Consider the following 23,244-nt stretch of genomic DNA (forward strand, 5'->3'; position numbering starts at 1 on the left):
AGAAGGAACCCCGGACATGGTCAAGGTCTTTGAAAACGACGACGCCCCACCGGCGCTGATCGCGGCGCAGCGCGAGTTCATCACCGGCACCGTCTGCACCGCCACCCGCGCGGCGCGCGGCAGCTTCGGCATGGAAGCCCACGCGACGCTGGCAGCGCTGGTCAGCAAGTCTGTGAACTTCCTCGAAGCCTACGATGCCAGCGCCACGGCCGACTATCTCGAGGCCATCGCGCAATCCCTGCGCGGCGAAGACACAGACGCGGCGCTGGAGGCAGCTTTCAGGCGCATCGCAGCCGCGGCCCATCTGACCCATTCGCGCATGATGGGGGCGGCATGAGCGACGTGGAACATAAGATGGCCATGGATGCCATCGGCTTTGCCGCTCAGGTGCTGACCCCGCAAGCTGACCACCTCAGGAAGCTCATCGACGCCGAGCGGTCAATGCACAACCATCTGCATATCACCGATCCGACTCTGTATGGGAAGGCCATCCACAGTGACAGTCTGCGGCAGCAGGTCGACCTCGCAAAGGCAGCGTTGGCGTTCGTCCTGGCCGTTCAGAAGGTCAAGACAGAGATCGGGGGTAAATCATGACCCTCATTCGCCCCAGCACGATCAGTTTCTTTGCCGAGATCACCGAGGAAGAACTACGAAAGCGGATCGCCGACGAGGTGCTGACCGCTGTCGGCGCCATGGGCGAAGACGGCAAGCCGCTGCCCGGCGTCAAAGCTGAGGTCAGGCGCGGCGAGAGCCGAAAGGGCGGTTACAAGATCACGATCACCGGACCCGCTCCTGCGCGCCTGTTGCTGCCGGCGAAAGGTGATGGTCGGTGACCTCCCTGCCCCTGATCATCGACAGCTTCGCTGGCGGCGGCGGTGCCAGCACCGGGATCGAGATGGCTCTCGGCCGCAGCCCCGATGTGGCGATCAACCACAACGCCGCAGCGCTGGCCCTGCATGCCGCGAACCATCCGGACACACTGCACCTCGATTCGAATATCTGGGAGGTCGACCCCTATGAGGTCGCCGCCGGACGGCATGTCGGGCTGTTCTGGGCCTCGCCGGACTGCAAACACTTCTCCAAGGCCAAGGGTGGCGCGCCGAAGGACCGGAATATCCGGGACCTCGCGTGGGTCGTGGTCGATTGGGCCGAGAAGGTGAAGCCCGACGTCATCTGCATGGAGAACGTCGAGGAATTCCGCACATGGGGCCCGGTCGGCGAAGACGGCCAGCCGATCAAGGAATTTCAGGGGCAGACCTTTGAATTGTGGATCAAGCGCCTGCGCAAGGCCGGATACCGCGTCCAGTTCCGCGAGCTGCGCGGCTGCGACTATGGCGCGGCGACGATCCGCAAGCGGTTCTTCATGGTCGCGCGCCGCGACGGCCGGCCTATCGTCTGGCCGAAGCCGACGCATGGCGATCCCAACGGCTCGGCCGTTCAGCGCGGCAAGCTGCTACCTTGGCGCACAGCGGCTGAGTGCATCGACTGGTCGCTGCCATGCCCGTCGATCTTCGAAACGAGGGAAGAAATCCTCAAAGAGCATGGTCTGCGCGCGAACCGGCCACTGGCCAATAATTCGATGGCCAGGATCGCGCGGGGGACAGGACGTTACGTGCTGCGCGAAGCAAAACCGTTCGTCGTGTCGGTCGCTCATGGCTACAGCGGCGGCCGGCGCGAATATTCGCCCGACGAGCCGCTCGGCACCGCCACCACGCGCGGCGTCCAGCATGCCGTTGTTGCGCCCTCGATCACCAGGTTCAACGGCGGCGCGACCGGGCAAGACATGCGTGACCCGCTCGCGACGATCACGGCAAACAGCTGGATCAAGAAACCGGGCGGCGCGATGCCGCTGGGGATGATTGCCCCGAGCCTGATGAGCATCAAAGGCACCGATAGACGCGCCAGCCAAGCTGACGCGCCGCACCCGACCATCCTGGCGGGCGGAGGGCATTCGTCGCTGATCGCCCCGAGCCTCATGCGCCAGTTCGGCAGATCGACCGGTCAGCGCACAGACGCCCCAGCGCCAACGACAGTAGCCGGCGGCGGAGGCAAGACAGCCATTGTCGCCCCGGTCCTGACCTATGCCCAGCAGGGCGGCCGGAACCGTAGCGCAGAGGATCCACTGCACACGGTCACCGCCAGCAACAAGGATCAGAACGCGCTGATCGCGCCGTTGCTGGTCCAGACAGGATATGGCGAGCGGCACGGCCAAGCCCCGCGCAGCCTCGACCCCTTCGCGCCGCTCGGCACGGTTGTCGCCGGCGGCGTCAAACATGCGGCTGCGGCCGTCTTCCTCGCCCAGCACAACACCGGCGTCACCGGGCACGACGCCCGTGATCCCCTCAGCACTGTCGCCCAGACCGGAAGCCATCAGACACCGGTCGCCGCCTTCCTCGCAAAATACTATGGCGCGCCCCAGGACCCTCGCCTTGATGAACCGCTGCACACGATCACCACCTTGCCCCGCTTCGGCTTGATGAACGTCGCCACCGCCGCGCCACCCTTCACCCCAGACCAGGCAGATCGGGCGCGCCAGGTGGCCAACTTCCTGCGCGCCCATGGCGAGTGGGATGATCGGGAGTTCGTGACGATCGAGATCAAGGGCGACACCTTCGTCATAGTCGATATCGGGATGCGGATGCTCACCCCGCGCGAGTTGTTCAACGCGCAGGGTTTCCCCGCCGATTATGTGATCGAGGGAGTCTGGGATGAGCGCGGCGGCGACTGGTCGTTCCGTGAGTTCCCGAAGCATGTCCAGATTTCATGCTGCGGGAACAGCGTTTGCCCGGACGTGGCAGCGGCGCTGGTCGGCGCGAATTGCGGGCACCTGGCCTCAGCAGCTGGACCTGAGAGGGAGACGGCCGATGCCTGACCGCCCCGCACTTTCCCTACCCGTGCCGGCCGACCCAGCTGCAGGTCACGCCCTGCACCGCCGCCTTCACGCCGCAGGCCGTGCATCGGGTCCGGACCAACAGGTCGCACAAGGTCTCCAGATGCGGATGCGTCACCAGGACATCCCGCACGTAGACCGGCGCGCTGTATCCGCACGCGCAGTAAATCCAGACCATGTCGTCTTTCATGAGGGCCAGGCGCATGGCGTAGCCCGGCTTATAGCGGAACATGTCGTGAACATACGCCGCCCAAAGGCGACAGCAAGAGCAGGAGAAGCACTATGACCGAACCAACGTCCAACTCACCCGAAGCGACGCAGCCCAAGTGGACACCCGGACCACACGAAGCTGATGGCATGAACGTCTTCGCCGGAAACGGGTGCCAAAACAGTCCGGACCGAACGACACTACGCGACAGGTCGAGGCAGCAGCCATGAACCAAACGAGCCAGCGCGAACCCTATTGCCCGACAAACGAGGAAGAGTGGCGGGATACATGGGAAATGCTCTGCGGCCACTGCGCCCATCACCTCAACTGCCCCATCGTTGACGCGATGATAGAACACACGGCAGGCGGTTCATGGCCAGAAGGCGGATGGACCAGCGATCCCGGTGGTGGCGTCACTTGCCTCAGCTACGCGCCGCACCAGCAGCAGCCGCAACTTACCCGACAGCAGCTGCGCCGGCTTTCCAGAATGAACCCGGCCACCCTGCCCCCGGTCTGCGGCGGATGCGCCGCGACGAAAGGCACCGAGGCCAGCCAATGCCTGCACACCCGGCGTGACTTCGAGGTGTCCGTCAGGGACCGCCGTCAGTTCCTTTGCCACGAGCGACCAGGCTATTGCGGCGGTTGGGTCCGGGCTGTTCTCGCCAGAGCCGGAAAGCGAGTGCAGGAATGACCGTCTACGTCGACAACATGCAGGCTCCGTTCGGCCGGATGAAGATGTGCCACATGGTGGCAGACACCACGGCCGAGCTGCTGGAGATGGCCGACAGGATCGGCGTGGCCAGCCGCTGGATCCAGAAGGCCGGCACCGCCCATGAACACTTCGACATTGCAATGAGCAAGCGTCGTCTGGCCGTCGCCGCCGGCGCGGTGGAGATCGATCGCCGCCAGCTGGCGCAGCTGCTGCGCGCGAAGCAGGAGGAACTCACATGACCGGAAACACCGCTGATGAGGTCTGGACCGGATCGAAGCGACAGAAAGACGAGTTGCGCGCCAAGTTCAACGGCCGTTGCGGATACTGCGGGGAGGTCATGGATAAGATGCATGCTGACCACATCCAGCCCGTTATCAGGCTCACTACAGACCCGTGGGGAACGCCTTTACCGGCCACTGAGCAGAGGATGCTTAAGCCGGAGCGCAACTCCGTAGCGAACATGATGCCCGCCTGCGCCTCATGCAACCTGAGCAAAGGCGGCCACACACTTGAAGGCTGGCGCGACCTTCTACAGCGTTCGGCTCAGATAGTCGCCCGCGAGAAGTCCATCTTCCGGGCCGGAGTCCGCTTCGGCATCATCAAGGTAGAGGAGCAACCGGTTGTGTTCCACTTTGAGCGCACAGAAGCAAGTGGGGGACCGCGCACATGACCTATTCCCCCGAAACCTTGGCATTGCGCTGGGGCTGCTCTCCGGCCACGATCCGGAATCGGTGCGCGGCCGGGGATATCCAGCACTTCCGCCTCGGCAAGCTCTACCGGATCACGGAAAAGACTGTGGAGGATATCGAATGCCAGACATCACTATCGGCCGACTGCGAGGCGGCTTCTGCGTCATCTGGCGCGACGGCGGAAAGCGACACCGTCATCAGCTTAAGGCACGCACCCGAAAGGAAGCAGAGGCGGAAGGGCTAGACCTCTACCGCCGCGAGAACTACCGCCCGATCGACGCGACCGTGCAGGGCCTCTGGACGGCCTATGTTGAGACACTCGCCGGCAGGCCAACGGCCGAGACCATGCGACACACCGGAAAGGCGATCCTGCCGCACTTCGGGCACCTGCGACACGATCAGATCGAAATGACCACCTGCAAGGAATACGAGCGCCTGCGCTGCGCTGCAGGCATTTCCCAGGGGTCAATCCACACCGAGCTGGGCCACCTGCGATCGACGCTGCGGTTTGCGGAAGACGCCCGGATGATCCCGAAGGCGCCGCGAATCTGGCGCCCGGCTAAGCCGATCTACGACAAGCGCATCCTGAATGCCGGCGAGGCCCGCGCGCTGATCGAGGCCGCGAATGCGCCCCACATCAGCCTGGCGCTGATCCTGCTTCTAGGAACGGCCGGCCGGGTTGGCGCAGTGCTCGAGCTGGAATGGGATCGAATCGACTTCGACCGCGGCGAAATCCGCCTGCGCACAGATGACGCTCAGACGCGCAAGGGCCGGGCCAACGTGCCGATGAACGCCATGACTCGAGCTGCGCTGCAGACGGCCCAGAGCGCAGCCCTCAGTGACTATGTGATCGAATACGCCGGGGGGCCGGTGAAGAGCGTGAAGACGGGCATCAGCGCCGCCGTACGGCGCGCTAAGATCGGTCACGTCCGCATCCATGACCTGCGCCACACGGCCGCCGTGACGATGCTGTCAAACGGGGTGCCGCTGGAGATGGTCTCGCAGATGCTGGGTCACTCGAACACCCAGATCACCTACAGCACCTATGCCCGATACCTGCCCCAGCACATGCAGAAGGCGGCGGACGTGCTGAATTTCACCGCCATCAGAAGCGCCAGCTGATGGCGATTCACACCCTCAAAGGTTCACAGAACCGGCAAGCACTTCGCAAAACGAAAGGAGTAATGATTAAAATGACGATACATCAATGGGTTAAATGGTGGGTGATGAGGGACTCGAACCCCCGACATCTTCGGTGTAAACGAAGCGCTCTACCAACTGAGCTAATCACCCGGCACGCGCCATGTAGCCAAGCCGGACGCGCGACGCAAGCCGCTCCGCGCTCAGATCGCGTCGTCCTGCGGCTCCGCGCCGCTTTCGCTCAGCTTCTCGTACCGCCCCTGCGCCAGACGGTAGACCACCCCCTGTCCGCCCCCCAGCCGGTCGAACAGATCGCCCGGCAGCCCCAGCGCGATGCAGCGCAGCAGCCGGCTCGCCACGCCGTGGGTCACGATCACCGCCGGACGGCGCAAGTCCGCCAGAAAGGCCGCCAGCCGCGCCTCCATCGCCTCCAGCGTCTCGCCCCCGGGAATCGCGCGGTAGAAAGCCAGCTCCGACGCCTCTTCATGGAACAGATGCGGCGCCTCGGCGGCGATCTCGTCGCGCAGCCGTCCGGTCCAGTCGCCCATGTCGATCTCGACCAGCCGGGGATCCTCGCGTAACGTCACCCCCAGCCCCTCCGAGGCGATGCGCGCCGTCTCCATCGTCCGCCCGCGCGGCGAGACGAACCAGTCCAAGGCCCCGGCTCCTTCGCGCGACAGAATCCGGCCCTGCGCAGCCGCCTGCTCGCGCCCCCGCGCCGTCAGCGTCGAATCGAGCCGGCCCTGCATCCGCCCCGCAAGGTTCCACTCGGTCTCGCCATGGCGCAGGATCAGCAGGTCGGGACAGGATGTCATGGGCGTACTCCACTCAGCCGCGGCGCGACGCATTGATCCAGCCAGCCGATCACCGCCTCCATCGCCGGATCGCCCCTCCGCGCCGGATGGCGCAGCAGCCAGAACTCGCGCGACCAGTCGCCCGCCTCGGACGGAACCCCGACAGGCGCGATGCAGACCGGCAGATGCGCCCGGCCCAGCCCCGCGCGCACCGCCGCCAGCGCGCCCGACAGGTCATCGACCCGCAGCGCGACCGGCTGACCGCTCCACGCCGCCTGCGGCAGCTGCGCCCCGCCGCCGCCATAGCCGACCCAGCCCTCGCCCGTCCCGCACAGGACAAAGGGCACCGTCGCCAGCCGCCGCGCCAGCGTCGCCGTCCCCTCCTGCGGCCGGGCAAAGCGCAGCGCGAGATCCGCCTCGCCCAGGGCCGGCTCGGTCCGGTCCGGCGCCGACAGCAGCGTCAGCTCCACCTCGGGCGCCCGCGCCCGCAGCGCCGCGACCTGCGGCATCAACACCTCGACAACGATCCAGTGCACCGCGGCCAGCCGCACCGGCCCGCTGGCCCCCGCGCCCCGCGCGGCCAGCGCCGCCGCGCCCGCCATCGCCGGTTCGACCCCGGCCAGCACATCGCGCAGCGCCGCTCCGAAGGGAGTCAGCACCAGCCGCGGCCGCAGGAACAGCGCACGGCCCATCTGCCGCTCCAGCCGGGTGATCGACCGCGCCACCGTCGTCTCGTGCAGCCCCAGCGCCTGCCCCGCGCCGACAAAGCTGCCCGCCCGGACGACGCCCAGAAAGGCGCGCAGATCGTTCCAGTCCGGGTCCTGCACCTCTGCAACCTCTCCCTGCGTCCCTGCGCATGGCAGCCGCGCGCCGCCGCCGCTAGCCTTGGCGCATAGCAACCGCATCGGGAGCATTGCAACAATGGACTATATCGTTCTGTTCGAAGACGCCGAGGGCAAGGGCGACCTGCGCGCCGCCCACATGCAGGATCACCTCGCCTTCCTGAAGGCCCACCCGCAGATCCTGCGCGCCGGCCCGCTCAGCGACAGGGACACCCCAACCGGTGGCCTCTGGCATCTGCGCGCCGACTCCACTGCCGAGGTCGAAAAACTGGTCCGCGCGGATCCGTTCTGGCCGACCGGCCTGCGCAAATCGCATCGCATCCTGGACTGGAGCCTGGTGCACCCGAAACCAGAGGGGAAGAATGGTGGGTGATAAGGGATTTGAACCCCTGACATCTTCGATGTGAACGAAGCGCTCTACCACTGAGCTAATCACCCGTGGGGCCGGGTATTAGCGTCACTCTTCCGGCTCTGCAAGGGGGTCTTTGCCCTTCCCCGCGGTCCGCAGCTTGAGCACGCTGACACTGCCGTTGGGCTTCTCCTCCGTGCGCGCCACGCGCAGGCGGCCCAGCGGCGGCAGGTTCAGCGCCCGTCCCGCCGCGACGCTCTCACCCAGCACAGCCAGCACCGCCTCGACCGCCGCCTTTGCCTCGGTCTTCTTCAGCCCGGCCCGCTCCGCCACCTGATCGACCAGCGCGGCCTTCTTCAGTTCCTTGCCGCCCGTGTCGGCCGCCTCGGCACGCGCCTTGCGCCGCGCCTTGGCGGCCGGTTTCGCCGCCCTTGCGGCTACAGAATCTGCGGGGGGTTTGACGTTGGTCATGATCTGGACGCCTTCCTGCGTTGGGGGTGCGATCACGCTAGCCCAACGCAGGCGATGGCGCCAGATGCCCTAGGCGTCCCGCACCTCCCGCCGCCAGTAGCCATACAGCGCCTCGATCTCCCCGCCGGTCAGGATCGGCATGACCGCCCGCAGATGCGCCTCGGGCCAGTCCCACCAGCCCATCTCCAGCAGCAGCCCGATCTGCCGGTCGTCGAACCGCTGGCGGATCACCCGCGCCGGATTGCCGCCCACCACCGCATAGGGCGCCACATCCCGCGTCACCAGCGCCCGGGCGCCGATCACCGCGCCGTGGCCGATCCGGACCCCCGGCATGACAATCGCCTCGGAACCGATCCAGACATCGTGGCCAACCACCGTATCGCCCGCCGCCTGATAGCCGTTGGCCGCGCCACCAAAGGCCTCGACCTCCGGCATCCAGTAGAACGGAAAGGTGCTGATCCAGTCGTTCCGGTGCCCCTGATTGCCCGCCATGACAAAGGCCGCGCCCGAACCGATGGAGCAGAAACTGCCGATCACCAGCCGGTCCGCACCGTCCTCCTGCGACAGATACCGCGCGCAGTCGTCAAAGCTGTGACCGTGGTAATAGCCCGAGTAATAGCTGTAGCGCCCGACCACGATGTTCGGGTTGGTGACCTGACGGTCGAGAGTCATGCCCTTGAAGGGGCTGTCAAAGAAATTGTCCATGTGTCCGTGTCCTGAAGAGGGAAAGACCTGCGCACAGGTCCAGAAGGCGCGACTGCCGGCGGCAGCGCGTCGTCGCCCCGGCCGCTGGCGCGGGGCCGTCTTCAGGTGGTTCGGTCTGCTGACTTCGTACACATGATGCGCGGTAAACCACGGATCGCCCCCGCCGCCAAGGCCGCCCCGCAAACGAAAACGCCCCCGCGGTCTCCCGCGGGGGCGCTCAACTCTCAGGCGATACGGCTCAGTGTGCCGTCGCGCCGGTGCCCGCACCGCGGGCCAGGGCTGCCTGCGCCGCTGCGGCCTCTTCCGCGGCCTCGTCCCACTCGATGGGCTCGGGCTCGCGCGTCAGCGCCAGTTTCAGCACTTCAGAGACATGCTTGACCGGCACGATCTCGAGCCCCGACTTCACATTGTCGGGGATGTCCGGCAGGTCCTTCTCGTTCTCTTCCGGGATCAGCACTGTCTTGATACCGCCCCGAAGCGCCGCGAGAAGTTTCTCCTTCAGCCCGCCGATCGGCATGGCGTTGCCGCGCAGACTGACCTCGCCGGTCATGGCGATGTCCTTGCGCACCGGGATCTGAGTCAGCACCGAGACGATGGACGTCACCATCGCCAGACCGGCCGACGGCCCGTCCTTGGGCGTCGCCCCGTCCGGGACGTGGACGTGAATGTCGAGCGTGTCGAACTTCGGCGGTTTTACCCCGATCTTCGGGCTGATCGAGCGCACATAGCTCGAGGCCGCGTCGATGCTCTCCTTCATCACGTCGCCCAGTTTCCCGGTCGTCTTCATCCGGCCCTTGCCCGGCAGGCGCAGCGCCTCGATCTGCAACAGCTCGCCACCCACCGAGGTATAGGCCAGCCCGGTGACGACACCGATCTGATCCTCCTTCTCGGCCAGCCCGTGCCGGTATTTCGGCACACCCAGGAAATCGTCCAGGTTCTCGGGCGTGACGGTCACGCTGTCGGTCTGCTTGCGCACGATCTGGGTCAGCGCCTTGCGCGCCACTTTGGCGATCTCGCGCTCCAGGTTCCGCACGCCCGCCTCGCGGGTGTAGGTCTGGATGATCGCGGTCAGCGCCTCGTCCGTCAGCTTGAACTCCTTGGCCTTCAGGCCGTGGTTCTTCACCTGCTTCGGGATAAGGTGCTGGATCGCGATCTCGCGCTTCTCGTCCTCGGTATAGCCGGCCAGCGGGATGATCTCCATCCGGTCCAGCAGCGGCCCAGGCATGTTGTAGCTGTTCGACGTGGTGAGGAACATCACGTTGCTCAGGTCGTATTCCACTTCCATGTAGTGGTCCACGAAGGTGCTGTTCTGTTCCGGGTCGAGCACTTCCAGCATCGCCGAAGCCGGGTCGCCACGGAAATCCTGGCCCATCTTGTCGATCTCGTCGAGCAGGATCAGCGGGTTCGTGGTCTTCGCCTTCTTCAGCGCCTGGATGATCTTGCCGGGCATCGAGCCGATATAGGTCCGCCGGTGGCCCCGGATCTCGCTCTCATCGCGCACCCCGCCCAGCGAGATGCGGATGAATTCGCGCCCCGTGGCCTTGGCGACCGACTTGCCGAGAGACGTCTTGCCGACGCCCGGAGGGCCGACAAGGCACATGATCGGGCCTTTCATCTTCTTGCTGCGCTGCTGCACGGCCAGATACTCGACGATCCGCTCCTTGACCTTCTCCAGGCCATAGTGGTCGTCGTCCAGCACCTTCTGCGCCGCGTTCAGATCCTTCTTGACGCGCGACTTCACGCCCCACGGGATCGACAGCATCCAGTCGAGATAGTTGCGAACGACGGTCGCCTCGGCGCTCATCGGGCTCATCGACTTCAGCTTCTTCAGCTCGGCATCGGCCTTTTCGCGCGCTTCCTTGCTCAGCTTGGTCTCGGCGATGCGGGCTTCCAGTTCGGCCACCTCGTTGGCGCCGTCCTCGCCGTCGCCCAGCTCGCGCTGGATCGCCTTCATCTGTTCGTTCAGGTAATACTCGCGCTGGGTCTTCTCCATCTGCGACTTGACGCGGGTCTTGATCTTCTTCTCGACCTGGAGAACCGACAGCTCTCCCTGCATCAGGCCATAGACCTTCTCCAGCCGGTCGCTGATCGACAGCGTCTCCAGCAGCTCCTGCTTCTGCTGCACCTCGATGCCCAGATGCCCGGCCACGAGGTCGGCAAGCTTCGCCGGCTCGGTCGATTCACTGACCGCGGTCAGCGCTTCCTCGGGGATGTTCTTGCGCACCTTGGCATAGCGCGCGAACTCTTCCCCCACGGCGCGCTGCAGCGCCAGGGTGGTGTCGGCGTCGCCCGGCATCTCGGTCAGATACTCGGCCTTCGCCTCGAAATACGAGTCGTTCTCGATATACTCGACGATGCGCACCCGCGCCTGCCCCTCGACCAGAACCTTCACGGTCCCATCGGGCAGCTTCAGCAGTTGCAGCACATTGGCCAGCACCCCGGCCTTGTAGATGCCATCCGGCGTCGGATCGTCCACCGACGGATCAATCTGGCTCGACAGCAGGATCTGCTTGTCGTCGGCCATCACCTCTTCCAGCGCCCGCACCGATTTCTCGCGCCCCACGAACAGCGGAACGATCATATGCGGAAACACGACGATGTCGCGCAGCGGCAGGACGGGGTAAGAGGAATTCAGGGGTTCTTGCATGCTCGGTCCTTTTGTTGGCAAGACGGCGCCGGCCCCGACTATCGGCAGCTCCCGGCCATCTCCACGCTCGGATTGATTAGGTGGGGCCTTCCCACATCTTTTTCAACAGGCCCCGCCGATGCGCTGACCGAGAATGGATCCCGCCGCGCCCGAGAACAAGGTCAGATCCGGCGTAACCCGGTCAAAACTGCCTGCAAGTCTCCTTAGTTCGCAGATCTTCGCGCAATACGGGTGTTTCCGGGCCATTCGACCGCGTTCCGGCATCATTTCACACGGCTGTCACATGCGCCCTCCATCAGTCCCCCAGGCCTTTGCCACCCGCCCTGAGTCGGCGGCCCACGCCGCACGACCGGCCCAATCGAACCGAAGAAGAGGACACCATGCGCCGCCTTTCCCTGCTCTCCACCACCGCCGTCGCGCTCTGCGCCGCCGCTCCGGCCCTTGCGGCCACCTGCGCGCTCGACCTCGGCGGCAACGTCACCTGCGCCGCGCTCAACAGCGATCCGGTCGCCTCGGCCGCCGATAACGTCACCGTCACCGTGCAATCCGGCGCCTCGGTCGTCAGTTCGAACAAGAACGCCACCCCCGTCGCCATGACCGGCAACGCCGCCACCGTCGCCAACGACGGCCTGATCGAGCAGACCGCCAGCAGCGGCTATGCCATCACCGGCACCGCCAACGGCCTCACCGTCACCAACACCGGCCAGATCGCCAGCGGCGATCGCGGCATCGCCATGCTCTCGGGCAGCAACCTCTCGGTCACCAATGCCGCCGGCGCCACCATCGAAAGCCGCCGCCAGGGCATCCGCGCCGAAGAGAACGTGACCACCACCTATGTCGAGAACCACGGCACCATCCGCGCCACCGAGGGCCGCGCCCTCCAGCTGCGCGCCCAGGACACCACCGTCATCAACCACGGCACCCTGATCGGCGGCGAGGAAGTGGTCGAGGCGCGCGGCGGCTTCCGTCTCGAAAACTACGGCACCATCCGCCTCTATGACGAAACCGTGCTGGACGAGGACGGCGTGCAGTTCGCCGGCGGCTCGGTCCTGAACGCGGGCACCATCCGCGGCACCGACGACGGCATCGACCTGGACGAGGGCCTGGTCGAGAACACCGCCACCGGGATCATCAGGTCGCTCGCCGCCGATGACGCCGACAACAGCGGCATCGACATCGACAACGTCTACGAGGACGGCGTCAACCTGAACCGCCAGAACACCACCGTCACCATCCGCAACGCCGGGCTGATCGAAGGCCCCAGCGCCATCGGCGCCGACGATGCCGCCACCAACTCGGTCGTGATCGAGAACAGCGGCACCCTCACGGGCCGTGGCGACTATGCCATCCGCCTCGCCCCGGTGCAGGGCGACAGCGCGCTGAAACTGCTCGCCGGCAGCATCATCAACGGCGGCGTTCGCTTCGGCGCGGGCGATGACACGGTCAGCATCGACGCGCTCTTCACCGGCTCTGCCGCCAGCGACGTGATCGACGGCGGCCTCGGCACCGACATCGCCCTCTTCGACGGCTTCGCGCTGACCGATCTGCTCAGCTTCGACATCGCCGGCGATCTCGTCACCCTCGCGCTCTCGGACGGCACCCGCGCGGTCTCGGGCGCCTTCCGCAGCTTCGAGGTCTGGGACTTCGGCGGCACCCGCTACAGCACGCAGGACATCGCCGCCGCCACCAGCCCGGTGCCGCTCCCGGCCGGCCTGCCGCTGCTGCTGGCCGGCATGGGCGCCCTCGCCCTCCTGCGCCGCCGCGCCTGACACCCCCCGGGGCCGCGCCACACCGCGCGGCCCCGACCGTGAGCTGTTTCACAGCCGGCCGGGGGTCCTTTCCCTAAAGTCACCTGACATTCACCAGGCAACGACTGTGAGAGGACCCCGCTCGTATCTGACCGGCGGCGACGACACGATCACCCTGCGCGACAATACACTCGATATTGTCTATGACGTCGCCGGAGATACCTACCGGACCTACGCCACCGTCTACGGCGGCGACGGCGCCGACACGCTGAATGGCGGCCCTGCCCGCTAGTTCAGGACCGACTAGCCGTCGGGGCCAAGGACGAACAGATTGCGGGTCAGCGGGTAATCCATCCGGTCCCAGTGCCTCTCTCCCAACGCGCGCAGCTCCGCCACCATCTCGGGCCGAGCGCCATCGACCACCAGCAGCACATCCCGCGCGAGCGGCGAGACGACAACGCGGCTGAACCGGATCTGATACGGCACCCAGAACGACGGCAAGGCCATCAGGCTCGACACATAGGACGCGTCGGGAAGGGTCAGCATGAGGATGTCCTCCCCTTCCTGCCCGGCCTCCACGGCCATTCGCGCAAGATGCGCCGCGCCAAGATCATAGGCCTGATCTTCCGTCAGGTTCAGCTCCGCCAGCGCTTCGTCCGAAGCGACCGCAAGCGAGCGCGCGTTATCGACCATCACGAATACCACCAGATCGCCCGCCAGCGCCCAGACCGGCGCCGGGGTCGGCACGAAAGCTGCATAGTCCCTGTGCCGAACCGCAATCATCAGATTGTCCCGCCGGGCGTCATGCGACTCGCTGTAACCGGCCAGGAAGTCATCCAGTATCTGGTCCCGCTCGGCGCCGGTTTCCGCGCGCTGCAACATGCCGTGCAGGTTCTGTGCAAAGAAAACCGTTTCCTCCTGACCCTCTCGCGTCACCACGATCGCCTCGGCCGCCTCGTCCAGGCGCACCGCGCCAAAGGGCGCGAATGCCTCGGCCATGATCCGCAACGTATCCGCCATGCTCTCCGGCCTCGGCGTCTCCCCCGGCGCGGCACTCGCGCTCACCACCAGGAGACAGACTGCCACAAACCGCTGCAAAACCCTCATGGCACCCTCCCTGCCTAAAACGGCTCGATGTCTCCCTCGGCCCGCCCGGCGTGAAACGCCGCCTGCCAGGCCGCGAACCGCCCCTCGGCGATGGCCGCCCGCATGCCGCCCATGATCTCCTGAAAGTAATGCAGGTTGTGCCAGGTCAGCAACATCGAGCTGATGATCTCCTGCGCCCGGAACACATGGTGCAGATAGGCGCGCGAATAGTTGCGGCAGGCCGGACACGTGCAGTCCTCGTCCAGCGGGCGCGGATCGTTGGCATGGCGCGCGTTCTTGATGTTGACCGTGCCGCGCCGCGTGAAGGCCTGCCCCGTCCGCCCCGAGCGGGACGGCAGCACGCAGTCCATCATGTCCACCCCCCGCGCCACCGCGCCCACGATGTCGTCGGGCTTGCCCACGCCCATCAAGTAGCGCGGCTTGTCCTCCGGCAGCATCCCCGGCGCATAGTCCAGCACGCCGAACATCGCCTCCTGCCCCTCGCCCACGGCCAGCCCGCCGATGGCATAGCCGTCGAACCCGATGGCCCTCAGCGCCTCGGCGCTCTCGGCCCGCAACTCCTGCGTGACGCCGCCCTGCTGGATCCCGAACAGCGCATGGCCCGGCCGGTCGCCAAAGGCCTCCTTCGACCGCGCCGCCCACCGCATCGACAACCGCATCGACTCCGCCACCCGCTTGTCGTCCGCAGGCAAGGCGGGGCACTCGTCGAAACACATCACGATGTCCGACCCCAGCAGCTTCTGGATCTCCATCGACCGCTCCGGCGTCAGGCGATGACGTGACCCGTCGATATGACTGCGGAAGGTCACCCCCTCCTCGGTCAGCTTCCTCAGCTCCGCCAGGCTCATCACCTGGAACCCGCCCGAATCCGTCAGGATCGGCCGCTCCCAGTTCATGAACCGGTGCAGCCCGCCCAGCCGCGCGATCCGTTCGGCCGTCGGGCGCAGCATCAGGTGATAGGTATTGCCCAGCAGGATATCCGCCCCGGTCGCGCGCACGCTCTCGGGCATCATCGCCTTCACCGTCGCGGCCGTGCCCACCGGCATGAAGGCGGGCGTGCGGATCTCTCCGCGCGGGGTGGAGATGACACCGCTGCGGGCGGCGCCATCGGTGGCGGTCAGGGCAAAGGAAAAGGCGGCGCTCATGGGCGCCGCCTTACGCGCTTTTCAGGCGCGCTTCAATCGCCGCTCAGGCAGCTTTCCGGTTCAGCGAGGCCGCCGCCAGCGAAGACAGCTTCTTGTCCGCCGCCTTCTCCTGATCCAGGTTCGCCTGCAGCAACTGCGCCGCCTCGGTCATCCCCAGCGACTTGGCCCAGGCCACCAGGGTGCCATAGCGGGTGATCTCGTAATGCTCGACCCCCTGCGCCGCGGCGATCATGCCGGCGTCGCGCGTCGCACCTTCCTCGGTCTCCTCCATGATCTCCTTGCCTTCCTCGAGGATGCCCTCGATCGCCTCGCAGGTCACACCGCGCGGCTTCAGCCCCAGAAGGTCGAACACCTTCTCCAGGTTCTCGACCTGCTGCTCGGTCTCCTCGCGGTGATGCTCGAAGGCCTCGCGCAGATCCTCCGACGTGGCCTTGCGCGCCATCTTCGGCAGGGTCTTCAGAACCTGCTTCTCGGCGTAATAGATGTCCTTCACGAAATGCTTGAACAGCGCTTGCAGATCTTTCATTTCACTCTCCCAGAGAAGGCAAACCGGGCACACCGCCCGATTGTCGCCAGATCATCAACAACCGCCACGCCCGCCGGTTCCCGCCCGGCCCGGGGCCGACACTTTTCCCGCGACCCGCGCGAAATTCTGTCGCCTCCAGGCGCGGGGTGTGGCAGGAAGTGACTTGCATTCAACACCGCATTTCGGGCCTTTTCCGGCAAGGACATATACCCATGGGCGAAGACGAAGTTATCAACCTGCTGACCGGCAACATCATCTATGTTCTCGCCGCCGTCGTCCTGATCATCATCATCGTCAAGGGCGTGCGCATCGTGCCGCAGTCCGAGAAACACGTGGTCGAACGCTTCGGCCGGCTGCATTCGGTGCTCGCGCCCGGCATCAACTTCGTCGTGCCCCTGCTCGACAACATCGCGCACAAGATCTCGGTGCTCGAACGCCAGCTGCCCACTGCCAGCCAGGACGCGATCACCAAGGACAACGTGCTGGTGCAGGTCGACACCTCGGTCTTCTACCGCATCATCGAACCCGAAAAGACCGTCTACCGCATCCGCGACGTGGACGCCGCCATCGCCACCACCGTCGCCGGCATCGTGCGCGCCGAGATCGGCAAGATGGATCTGGACGAGGTGCAGTCGAACCGCGCCCAGCTCATCAACACCATCAAGACCAGCGTCGAGGACGCCGTGGACGACTGGGGCATCCAGGTCACCCGGGCCGAGATTCTCGACGTCAATCTCGACCAGGCCACCCGCGACGCCATGCTGCAACAGCTGAACGCCGAACGCGAACGCCGTGCCCAGGTCACCCGCGCCGAGGGCCAGAAACGCGCGGTGGAGCTGGCGGCCGACGCCGAACTCTACGCCTCCAAGCAGATCGCCGAGGCCCGCCGCATCCAGGCCGACGCCGAGGCCTATGCCACCGGCGTCGTCGCCGAGGCCATCGCCCGCAACGGCATCGAGGCCGCGCAATATCAGGTCGCCCTGAAACAGGTCGAGGCGCTGAACGCCCTCGGCAAGGGCGACGGCAAACAGACCATCATCCTGCCCGCCAACATGATCGAGGCCTTCGGCGACGCCTTCAAGATGCTGAAGGGGCGCGGCTGATGCTCTGGACGATCTGGTGGATCTGGATGGGCGGCGCGCTGGTGCTGGCCATCCTCGAAATGCTCCTCCCCGGCTTCGTCCTGCTGGGCTTCGCCATCGGCGCGCTCGGCATCGCGCTGCTCCTGCTGGTCGGCGTGGCGCTCAGCCTGCCCGTCCTGCTCTTCATCTTCGCCGGTCTGTCGCTGATCGCCTGGCTGGTCCTGCGCCGAGTGTTCATGCTGCCGCGGGGCCAGGTGAAGCGGTTCACGACGGATATCAATGACTGAGGGGGGAAGGTCACGCCCCTACGAGCATTTTGTCCCGTTCGCCTTCTGATCGATGAACATCAAAATAAGGAAAGAACAAACTTTACTAAGAAAGTTATCAAAATAAGATATACAAACAACAATCCGTAGCCGCTACTCTTCCTACGTCTATAACTTTTGAATGCCACTTGTAGCTTCGACTTAACGTTCTTTTCATGCAGCTGACGATATAAATCATCGTGCATCATGAAATCATGGTGAGTCGGCTTGATAAGATGATAAGGCCTTATTTCATTGGACACTTGCTCAGTAGATTGCGTGGCTCCCTTTTTGTTTGCTTTTGAAGCTCGCTTGCCTAAGAGGTGTTTCCAAAGTGCAAAAAACCCTGAAGCAACAAAAATCCCGATACCACTAAAAAGCCACTCGCGATTATCTGAAAGCCAGCGACCCACCTGGTTTAAAACTTCACCAACGCCCCCGAAATCCATCAAGAATAGACCTCGATCAGAGTGATATTGCGTCGTCGGAAGTTCATTCGGATAAGCCAAGTTGCTATTTTTAATGATCTCATAAAAGACAAAGGCGGGGCAGACACAAGATATAGCATTCAGCTCTATTATAATCGCTGATTTCTTCAGAATATCAATAGTCCTTGAGTGCCGTATGCACAGCTAGTTCGCAACAAACCTAAGGGAATCAGGACCACGCCGCACTGCGTTGGTGCACACCTCGTGCACGCCCTGTGCACGGCAATCACCCCCTCGGTGTCGCTGCACCTGCGCACCCCCGGCCCCACTTTACGCCACCCCTCCCATTCCCTATATAATCCCTCAGGAAACCGAGCCCGAGGCCCAGATGACCCATCAACCGGAACCGTTGGAAGGCGCGCCGCTGATTGCGCCCTCGACCGTCGATCACCCGCTCTACGATCAGGTCGTGGATGCGTGCCGCACGGTCTACGACCCGGAAATCCCGGTCAACATCTACGAGCTGGGCCTTGTCTACACCATTGATATCACACCGGAAAACGAAGTGACCGTGGTGATGTCCCTGACCGCGCCGGGCTGCCCGGTGGCCGGCGAGATGCCCGGCTGGGTGGCCGAGGCGATCGAACCCATCGCCGGGGTCAAGCAGGTCGACGTCAAGCTGACCTGGGAACCGCCCTGGGGGATGGAGATGATGAGCGACGAGGCCCGCCTCGAACTCGGCTTCATGTGAACGCACCGGACGGTGCCCGGTAGCGCCTTGAAATAGATGCATTTCTCACCTACCTTGTGAGCGAAGGAGAAAGCAGATGTTTTCCATTCCCGGCAAGCAGGCCGTCACCATGACCCCGGCCGCCACCGCCCAGATCGCGAAACTGATGACCAGGGGCGGCCACTCCGGCCTGCGCATCGGCGTCAAGAAGGGCGGCTGCGCCGGCATGGAATACACCATGGAATATGTGGATTCGGTCGATCCCATGGACGAGGTCGTCGAACAGGACGGCGCCCGCGTGATGATCGCGCCGATGGCTCAGATGTTCCTCTTCGGGACCGAGATCGACTATGCGACCGGCCTGCTCGAATCGGGCTTTCGCTTCAACAACCCCAACGTGGCCGAGGCCTGCGGCTGCGGCGAGTCGATCAAGTTCAACGAGGTCGCCCGTTAACCCTGCGGCGGGTCCATATCGCTCAGGTTAACAAGAAATTGACCAAGGCAGCGCGTCAGCGTCTCCACGTCTGATTTGCTCAACCCTTTCAACAACTTGCGCTGCCGCTCCAGTGCCACCTCCAGGATCTCGGCGTGCAGCGCCTGCCCTTCGGGAGTCAGCACCCAGTCGCTGCGGTTCCCCCCGGCCGGCGCCGCCAGTCCCTTCGTTTCCAGCCGCTTCAGACTGCGGCTCACCGCCCCCTTGTCGATCCCGATGGTGCGCCCCGCATGGCTCACACTGCTCCCCGGTTCGCGGGTCAGCATCACCAGCATCCGCCAGTCCATCGCGCCGATCCCGTAGCGGTCCTGATAGAACCGCGCCGCCGCCCGGGTGAACCGGTTCGCCGCGAAGGTCAGCAGCACGGTCGGCGAGCGGTCGAAACTCAGCGTCTGCGCGCCCGTCTCGCCCACCGTTACCAGAAACTCCAGGTCGTCCGTCTTGTGCAAGTCCATGCCTCCGTGGGTCTTTTCCAAAGTAGATCACTTCGCCGTTGACATGACAACAGTTCCGGCGTTGTCATGACAACGACACGCCCGAGTCTGGGAGGAACCCGCGCCATGTCCGATGCCCCCGTCGCCCATATCGACCTTGCCGCCTTCACCGCCGATCCCTATCCGGCGCTGCAGAAGATGCGGGCCGAAACACCCATTGCCTTCGTCCCGGAACTGGGCGCCACCCTGATCACCCGGCGCGACGACGTGCACCGCGAAGAGAAACGCGTGCAGGTGTTTTCCTCGCTCCAGCCGCAGGGTCTCATGACCCGGCTGATGGGCGAGAACATGATGCGCAAGGACGGCGAAGCCCATCAGAACGAACGCAAAATCCTGTTTCCCGCCGTCAGCCCGCGCACCGTGCAGGACCACTGGCGCGCGATCTTCGCGGCCAAGACCGCCGAAATCCTCGACCGTCTCGCGCCGACCGGGGCCTGCGATCTGGTCACCGATTACGCCATGCCGGTCTCGGCCGAGGCGCTGAAGGCGATCACCGGGCTGACCAACATGGCCACCGCGCATATGGATCACGTGAGCCAGGCGATGATCGACGGCTGCGCCAATTATGCCGGAAACCCCGAGATCGAGGCCCGTTGCAACAGCGCCACCCAATCCATCGACGATCATATCTCGGGCATGTGGTCCGACCCGCCGCCGCGCTCGGCGCTGGCGGTGATGATCGCGGGCGGGATGAACGAGACCTCCGTGCGCGCCAATATCAAATTGATCATCTCCGGCGGGCAGAATGAACCCCGTGACGCCATCGCCGGCACCATCTGGGCGCTGCTTTCGCATCCGCAGCAACTGGAGATGATCCTGAAAGGAGAGCGCAGCTGGCACGACGCCTTCAGCGAATACGCCCGCTGGCAGTCGCCCATCGGAATGTCGCCGCGCCGGGTGGCACAGCGCGACACGGTGAACGGCGTCACCTTCGAACCCGAAGACCGGGTGTTCCTCATGTTCGCCTCGGCCTGCCGGGACGAGGCGCATTTCGCCGAGCCGGACCGCTTCGACATCACCCGCGACACCCAGCCCGCCATCAGCTTTGGCGCGGGCCCGCATTTCTGCGCCGGGGCCGCCGCCTCGCGCTGCATGATCGCCGATGTGGCGCTGCCGATGATCTTCGACCGCCTGCCGGGCCTGAGGCTCGATGGCGAGGTGCGCTTTACCGGCTGGGCCTTCCGCGGTCCGGTCTCGGTCCCGGTGCGCTGGGACGGCTGACCCCTTGCCCCAGGGCCTTGCCCGCGCCATATCGGTCCTATGCTTCGCGTCGTCCCGATCCTGCTGGCCGTCCTTTATGCCTATGTCTGGTATCGTCTCTCTGTCTGGCGCACCCACAAGGAACTCGACGCGAAGTCGACCGAACTGGCCGACCCGCGCCTGCGCGCACTGACCGACCGGCTGGCCGCCAGTCTCGACCTGCCCCGCGTCAAGGTCTTCATCTACGAAATCGCCCCCGTGAACGGCTTGGCCGCGCCCGACGGGCGGATCTTCATCACCCGGGGCTTCTACCAGAAATTCCTGAGCGGCGAGGTCAGCGGCGAGGAACTGGCTGGCGTGATCGCCCACGAACTGGGCCATGTCGCGCTCGGCCACACGCGGCGGCGGATGATCGACTTTTCCGGTCAGAACGCCCTGCGTACCGTTCTGATCATGATCTTGGGGCGCTTCCTGCCCGGCATCGGCATCTGGATCGCCAACATGCTGACCTCCCTGCTCGCCGCCCGTCTCAGCCGGCAGGACGAATACGAGGCCGACGCCTATGCCGCCGCCCTTCTCACCAAGGCCGGCATCGGCATCGCCCCGCAGAAATCGCTGTTCCGCAAGCTCGAGGCGCTGACCCAGAGCAATGCTGGCATGGCGCCCGCCTGGCTGATGAGCCACCCCAAGGTGGAAGAGCGGATCGCCGCGCTGGAAACGCTGGAACGCCGCTGGGACCGGCTCGAAACCTAGGCCAGCGCCTTGCCAAGGCGCGGCAGCCGCGCCTTCTTCATCAGCGCGCGCATCTCCCAGGGCTCCCCCGACAGGCGGCGCGCCTCGTCCAGCACTGCCTGCGCCACGCCCCGCATCCCCTCGGGATCGGCCTGCCAGAATCCGAACAGGAAGGCATCCGGATCGGCGCGCGACAGCCCTTCCTCGGCCAGCACGTTGCGCGGAAAGTCCACGGCGTTCAGCGTCACGATCACATCCGCATGGCCCGCCACGGCGGCGGCCAGCACATGTACATCCGCCGGATCCGGCAGCCACAGCCGCGCCTCGACCCCCGGCGCCGGTGGCACCTCGGCGTCCGGCCACTGGCTGCGCACCACGGCGATCTCGGCCCGCGCCTGCGCCTCGCCCCCCGGCCCCAGCTTGCGGGCCGCCCGCGCCCACTCCTCGAGGATGCGCGCCGACCAGAGGGGGGTGAAATGCCCGATCCGCGCCGCGCCCAGCAGCACCTCGCGCATCACCGTGGGATACAGCACGCAGGTATCCAGCAGGACCTTCACAGCCGGAAGAACACGGCCTTGAGATACCCGCTCTCCGCCAGCTGCGGCAGTTGCGGATGATCCGCCCCGGCAAAGCCGGTGTGCAGCAGCTGCGGCCACCGCCCGGCCCGGCCGATGCCGCGCAGGCTTGCCTCGCGGAACCGCGCGATATCGGCGGCGTGCGAGCAGGAACACAGCCCGAGATAGCCGCCCTCGGCCACCAGCGGCGCGGCCAGCCGCGCGATCCGCTCGTAGGCGCGCAGCCCCGCGTCCAGCGCCGCCTTCGACGGCGCAAAGGCCGGCGGGTCGCAGATCACCAGATCGAACCGGGCGTTCTCCTCCGCCAGCGCCGCCAGCACCTCGAAGGCATCGCCCTGCCGGATCGCGAATTTGCCCGCGACCCCGGTGGCCTCTGCCCCCGCCTCGGCCAGCGCCAGCGCCGGGGCAGATCCATCCACCGCCAGCGCACTCTCGGCGCCCGCGGCCAGCGCGGCCAGGGCAAACCCGCCCACATGGCTGAACACGTCCAGCACCCGCGCGCCCTTGGCAAGCCGGGCCGCAAAGGCGTGGTTGTCGCGCTGGTCGAAATACAGCCCGGTCTTCTGCCCGCCGGTCAAGTCGGCCATATAGGTCGCGCCGTTCATCGGCACCGGCACCGGCGCCTCGGGCGCGCTGCCCAGCAGCACGCCCGACACATCGTCCAGCCCCTCCAGCGCCCGCGTCCGCCCGCCGGCGTTCTTGAGGATGCAGCGCGCGCCCGTCACCTCGGCCAGCGCGGCGGCGAGGTCATCCAGATGCGCCTCGGCCCAGGCCGCGTTCGGCTGGATCACGCAGACATCGCCGAACCGGTCGATCACCACCCCGGGCAGCCCGTCCGCCTCGGCATGGACCAGCCGGTAGAAGGGCGCATCGAACAGCCGCGACCGCATCTCCAGCGCGCGCGCCAGCCGCGCCGCGAACCAGTCGCGGTCGATCGCCGCCTCGGGGTCGCGGTCCAGCATCCGGCAGAGGATCTTCGACTCCGGGTTCACCGCCACCAGCCCCAGAGGCGTGCGGTTCTCGTCCTCCAGCACCGCCAGCGCGCCGGGCATCAGCGCCCGGGTGCGCCGGTCGGTCACGATGTCATTGGCATAGACCCAGGGAAACCCGCGCCGGATCGCCCGGGCGTCGGATTTCGGTTTCATGCGGACGCGCGGGCGCTCAAAGACGGCGGAAGGGGATGTCATGGCGCTCTCATACTGGCTCTGACAGCGCTGCGAAAGGCCGGGAAT

The 23,244-nt window shown here is 65.7% G+C and carries 30 protein-coding genes and 2 tRNA genes; 17 read left to right on the top strand and 15 right to left on the bottom strand.

What is annotated here, in order from left to right:
- Positions 1-16 precede the first annotated feature (16 nt).
- The 4 genes from ACFO5X_RS06380 to ACFO5X_RS06395 are packed head-to-tail and all read left to right on the top strand — an operon-like array spanning position 17 to position 2,872.
- Positions 17-337 carry a hypothetical protein gene (locus tag ACFO5X_RS06380; RefSeq protein ID WP_380716443.1) on the top strand — a complete coding sequence of 107 codons (321 nt, stop codon included), beginning with the start codon at positions 17-19 and terminating at the stop codon, positions 335-337.
- Positions 334-594: a hypothetical protein gene (locus ACFO5X_RS06385; RefSeq protein ID WP_380716444.1), complete on the top strand. Its 261-nt coding sequence runs from the start codon at positions 334-336 to the stop codon at positions 592-594. Before ACFO5X_RS06380 ends, ACFO5X_RS06385 begins: the two co-directional genes overlap by 4 nt.
- Positions 591-833, top strand: coding sequence for a hypothetical protein (locus ACFO5X_RS06390; protein WP_380716445.1), 243 nt, complete (start codon positions 591-593; stop codon positions 831-833). The genes ACFO5X_RS06385 and ACFO5X_RS06390 overlap by 4 nt, the downstream gene beginning before the upstream one ends.
- Positions 830-2,872, top strand: coding sequence for a DNA cytosine methyltransferase (locus ACFO5X_RS06395; protein WP_380716446.1), 2,043 nt, complete (start codon positions 830-832; stop codon positions 2,870-2,872). Before ACFO5X_RS06390 ends, ACFO5X_RS06395 begins: the two co-directional genes overlap by 4 nt.
- A gap of 16 nt (positions 2,873-2,888) precedes the next feature.
- Here ACFO5X_RS06395 and ACFO5X_RS06400 read toward each other — a convergent pair whose 3' ends face one another.
- The gene (locus ACFO5X_RS06400; RefSeq protein WP_380716447.1) at positions 2,889-3,122 is read right to left on the bottom strand and encodes a hypothetical protein; all 234 of its coding nucleotides are present in this window, start codon (positions 3,120-3,122) and stop codon (positions 2,889-2,891) included.
- 202 nt (positions 3,123-3,324) lie between these two features.
- Between ACFO5X_RS06400 and ACFO5X_RS06405 the strand changes: the two genes are divergently transcribed.
- The 4 genes from ACFO5X_RS06405 to ACFO5X_RS06425 all read left to right on the top strand — a co-directional run bounded on the left by ACFO5X_RS06405 (position 3,325) and on the right by ACFO5X_RS06425 (position 5,621).
- Positions 3,325-3,789 carry a hypothetical protein gene (locus ACFO5X_RS06405; protein ID WP_380716448.1) on the top strand — a complete coding sequence of 155 codons (465 nt, stop codon included), beginning with the start codon at positions 3,325-3,327 and terminating at the stop codon, positions 3,787-3,789.
- Positions 3,786-4,049 (top strand): DUF4031 domain-containing protein, encoded by a 264-nt coding sequence (locus tag ACFO5X_RS06410; RefSeq protein ID WP_380716449.1) that lies wholly within the window; start codon positions 3,786-3,788, stop codon positions 4,047-4,049. The genes ACFO5X_RS06405 and ACFO5X_RS06410 overlap by 4 nt, the downstream gene beginning before the upstream one ends.
- Positions 4,046-4,480, top strand: a complete 435-nt coding sequence (locus ACFO5X_RS06415; protein ID WP_380716450.1) for an HNH endonuclease — start codon at positions 4,046-4,048, stop codon at positions 4,478-4,480. The genes ACFO5X_RS06410 and ACFO5X_RS06415 overlap by 4 nt, the downstream gene beginning before the upstream one ends.
- A 139-nt stretch (positions 4,481-4,619) precedes the next feature.
- Positions 4,620-5,621 carry a tyrosine-type recombinase/integrase gene (locus tag ACFO5X_RS06425; protein WP_465269462.1) on the top strand — a complete coding sequence of 334 codons (1,002 nt, stop codon included), beginning with the start codon at positions 4,620-4,622 and terminating at the stop codon, positions 5,619-5,621.
- A 95-nt stretch (positions 5,622-5,716) separates the two neighbouring features.
- On the opposite strand, the gene ACFO5X_RS06430 is transcribed toward ACFO5X_RS06425, so the two are convergent.
- The 3 genes from ACFO5X_RS06430 to ACFO5X_RS06440 all read right to left on the bottom strand — a co-directional run bounded on the left by ACFO5X_RS06430 (position 5,717) and on the right by ACFO5X_RS06440 (position 7,260).
- Positions 5,717-5,792, bottom strand: a tRNA-Val gene (locus ACFO5X_RS06430).
- Positions 5,793-5,842: 50 nt separating this feature from the next.
- On the bottom strand, positions 5,843-6,454 hold the full coding sequence (locus tag ACFO5X_RS06435; RefSeq protein WP_380716452.1) for a histidine phosphatase family protein: 612 nt from the start codon (positions 6,452-6,454) through the stop codon (positions 5,843-5,845).
- Positions 6,451-7,260, bottom strand: a complete 810-nt coding sequence (locus tag ACFO5X_RS06440; protein ID WP_380716453.1) for a LysR family transcriptional regulator — start codon at positions 7,258-7,260, stop codon at positions 6,451-6,453. Before ACFO5X_RS06440 ends, ACFO5X_RS06435 begins: the two co-directional genes overlap by 4 nt.
- Positions 7,261-7,354: 94 nt before the next feature.
- Between ACFO5X_RS06440 and ACFO5X_RS06445 the strand changes: the two genes are divergently transcribed.
- The gene (locus ACFO5X_RS06445) at positions 7,355-7,648 is read left to right on the top strand and encodes a YciI family protein (RefSeq protein ID WP_380716454.1); all 294 of its coding nucleotides are present in this window, start codon (positions 7,355-7,357) and stop codon (positions 7,646-7,648) included.
- Here the strand turns inward: ACFO5X_RS06445 and ACFO5X_RS06450 are convergent.
- The 4 genes from ACFO5X_RS06450 to lon all read right to left on the bottom strand — a co-directional run bounded on the left by ACFO5X_RS06450 (position 7,639) and on the right by lon (position 11,447).
- Positions 7,639-7,713, bottom strand: a tRNA-Val gene (locus tag ACFO5X_RS06450). The two genes, ACFO5X_RS06445 and ACFO5X_RS06450, sit on opposite strands and share 10 nt — an antisense overlap.
- A gap of 19 nt (positions 7,714-7,732) precedes the next feature.
- Positions 7,733-8,095 (bottom strand): HU family DNA-binding protein, encoded by a 363-nt coding sequence (locus ACFO5X_RS06455; protein WP_380716455.1) that lies wholly within the window; start codon positions 8,093-8,095, stop codon positions 7,733-7,735.
- A 69-nt stretch (positions 8,096-8,164) separates the two neighbouring features.
- Positions 8,165-8,800: a type B chloramphenicol O-acetyltransferase gene (gene catB / locus ACFO5X_RS06460; RefSeq protein WP_380716456.1), complete on the bottom strand. Its 636-nt coding sequence runs from the start codon at positions 8,798-8,800 to the stop codon at positions 8,165-8,167.
- Positions 8,801-9,038: 238 nt separating this feature from the next.
- Positions 9,039-11,447, bottom strand: a complete 2,409-nt coding sequence (gene lon / locus ACFO5X_RS06465; protein ID WP_380716457.1) for an endopeptidase La — start codon at positions 11,445-11,447, stop codon at positions 9,039-9,041.
- 380 nt (positions 11,448-11,827) lie between these two features.
- On the opposite strand from lon, the gene ACFO5X_RS06470 reads away from it, so the two are divergent.
- Both ACFO5X_RS06470 and ACFO5X_RS06475 read left to right on the top strand, forming a co-directional pair.
- The gene (locus ACFO5X_RS06470) at positions 11,828-13,216 is read left to right on the top strand and encodes a VPLPA-CTERM sorting domain-containing protein (protein WP_380716458.1); all 1,389 of its coding nucleotides are present in this window, start codon (positions 11,828-11,830) and stop codon (positions 13,214-13,216) included.
- A 106-nt stretch (positions 13,217-13,322) separates the two neighbouring features.
- Positions 13,323-13,487, top strand: coding sequence for a hypothetical protein (locus ACFO5X_RS06475; protein WP_380716459.1), 165 nt, complete (start codon positions 13,323-13,325; stop codon positions 13,485-13,487).
- Positions 13,488-13,498: 11 nt separating this feature from the next.
- On the opposite strand, the gene ACFO5X_RS06480 is transcribed toward ACFO5X_RS06475, so the two are convergent.
- From ACFO5X_RS06480 to ACFO5X_RS06490, 3 genes are all read right to left on the bottom strand, one after another.
- Positions 13,499-14,215, bottom strand: a complete 717-nt coding sequence (locus ACFO5X_RS06480) for a DUF1444 domain-containing protein (protein ID WP_380716460.1) — start codon at positions 14,213-14,215, stop codon at positions 13,499-13,501.
- Positions 14,216-14,316: 101 nt separating this feature from the next.
- Positions 14,317-15,447 (bottom strand): tRNA guanosine(34) transglycosylase Tgt, encoded by a 1,131-nt coding sequence (gene tgt, locus ACFO5X_RS06485; RefSeq protein WP_380716461.1) that lies wholly within the window; start codon positions 15,445-15,447, stop codon positions 14,317-14,319.
- A gap of 43 nt (positions 15,448-15,490) precedes the next feature.
- On the bottom strand, positions 15,491-15,973 hold the full coding sequence (locus ACFO5X_RS06490; RefSeq protein ID WP_380716462.1) for a YciE/YciF ferroxidase family protein: 483 nt from the start codon (positions 15,971-15,973) through the stop codon (positions 15,491-15,493).
- Between the two features lie 212 nt (positions 15,974-16,185).
- On the opposite strand from ACFO5X_RS06490, the gene ACFO5X_RS06495 reads away from it, so the two are divergent.
- Together ACFO5X_RS06495 and ACFO5X_RS06500 are read left to right on the top strand one after the other, a co-directional pair.
- Positions 16,186-17,076: an SPFH domain-containing protein gene (locus ACFO5X_RS06495; RefSeq protein ID WP_380716463.1), complete on the top strand. Its 891-nt coding sequence runs from the start codon at positions 16,186-16,188 to the stop codon at positions 17,074-17,076.
- The gene (locus ACFO5X_RS06500; RefSeq protein ID WP_380716464.1) at positions 17,076-17,342 is read left to right on the top strand and encodes an NfeD family protein; all 267 of its coding nucleotides are present in this window, start codon (positions 17,076-17,078) and stop codon (positions 17,340-17,342) included. The genes ACFO5X_RS06495 and ACFO5X_RS06500 overlap by 1 nt, the downstream gene beginning before the upstream one ends.
- Before the next feature lie 59 nt (positions 17,343-17,401).
- On the opposite strand, the gene ACFO5X_RS06505 is transcribed toward ACFO5X_RS06500, so the two are convergent.
- On the bottom strand, positions 17,402-17,869 hold the full coding sequence (locus ACFO5X_RS06505) for a hypothetical protein (protein ID WP_380716465.1): 468 nt from the start codon (positions 17,867-17,869) through the stop codon (positions 17,402-17,404).
- Positions 17,870-18,176: 307 nt separating this feature from the next.
- On the opposite strand from ACFO5X_RS06505, the gene ACFO5X_RS06510 reads away from it, so the two are divergent.
- Both ACFO5X_RS06510 and ACFO5X_RS06515 read left to right on the top strand, forming a co-directional pair.
- Positions 18,177-18,539: an SUF system Fe-S cluster assembly protein gene (locus ACFO5X_RS06510; protein WP_380716466.1), complete on the top strand. Its 363-nt coding sequence runs from the start codon at positions 18,177-18,179 to the stop codon at positions 18,537-18,539.
- Positions 18,540-18,615: 76 nt separating this feature from the next.
- Positions 18,616-18,972 carry a HesB/IscA family protein gene (locus ACFO5X_RS06515; RefSeq protein ID WP_380716467.1) on the top strand — a complete coding sequence of 119 codons (357 nt, stop codon included), beginning with the start codon at positions 18,616-18,618 and terminating at the stop codon, positions 18,970-18,972.
- On the opposite strand, the gene ACFO5X_RS06520 is transcribed toward ACFO5X_RS06515, so the two are convergent.
- Positions 18,969-19,460: a MarR family winged helix-turn-helix transcriptional regulator gene (locus tag ACFO5X_RS06520; protein WP_380716468.1), complete on the bottom strand. Its 492-nt coding sequence runs from the start codon at positions 19,458-19,460 to the stop codon at positions 18,969-18,971. The genes ACFO5X_RS06515 and ACFO5X_RS06520 overlap by 4 nt on opposite strands.
- A 111-nt stretch (positions 19,461-19,571) precedes the next feature.
- On the opposite strand from ACFO5X_RS06520, the gene ACFO5X_RS06525 reads away from it, so the two are divergent.
- Together ACFO5X_RS06525 and ACFO5X_RS06530 are read left to right on the top strand one after the other, a co-directional pair.
- Entirely contained in the window at positions 19,572-20,726 is a 1,155-nt protein-coding gene (locus ACFO5X_RS06525) for a cytochrome P450 (RefSeq protein WP_380716469.1), read from the top strand.
- Positions 20,727-20,765: 39 nt separating this feature from the next.
- On the top strand, positions 20,766-21,458 hold the full coding sequence (locus ACFO5X_RS06530) for a M48 family metalloprotease (RefSeq protein WP_380716470.1): 693 nt from the start codon (positions 20,766-20,768) through the stop codon (positions 21,456-21,458).
- Here ACFO5X_RS06530 and ACFO5X_RS06535 read toward each other — a convergent pair.
- A complete protein-coding gene (locus tag ACFO5X_RS06535) occupies positions 21,455-21,994 on the bottom strand; it encodes an RSP_2648 family PIN domain-containing protein (RefSeq protein ID WP_380716472.1) in 540 nt (179 codons plus the stop codon). The two genes, ACFO5X_RS06530 and ACFO5X_RS06535, sit on opposite strands and share 4 nt — an antisense overlap.
- Entirely contained in the window at positions 21,991-23,199 is a 1,209-nt protein-coding gene (locus tag ACFO5X_RS06540; RefSeq protein WP_380716473.1) for an RSP_2647 family RNA methyltransferase, read from the bottom strand. The genes ACFO5X_RS06535 and ACFO5X_RS06540 overlap by 4 nt, the downstream gene beginning before the upstream one ends.
- Positions 23,200-23,244 lie beyond the last annotated feature (45 nt).

Source organism: Seohaeicola nanhaiensis (assembly GCF_042654245.1).
GTDB lineage: Bacteria > Pseudomonadota > Alphaproteobacteria > Rhodobacterales > Rhodobacteraceae > Seohaeicola_A > Seohaeicola_A nanhaiensis.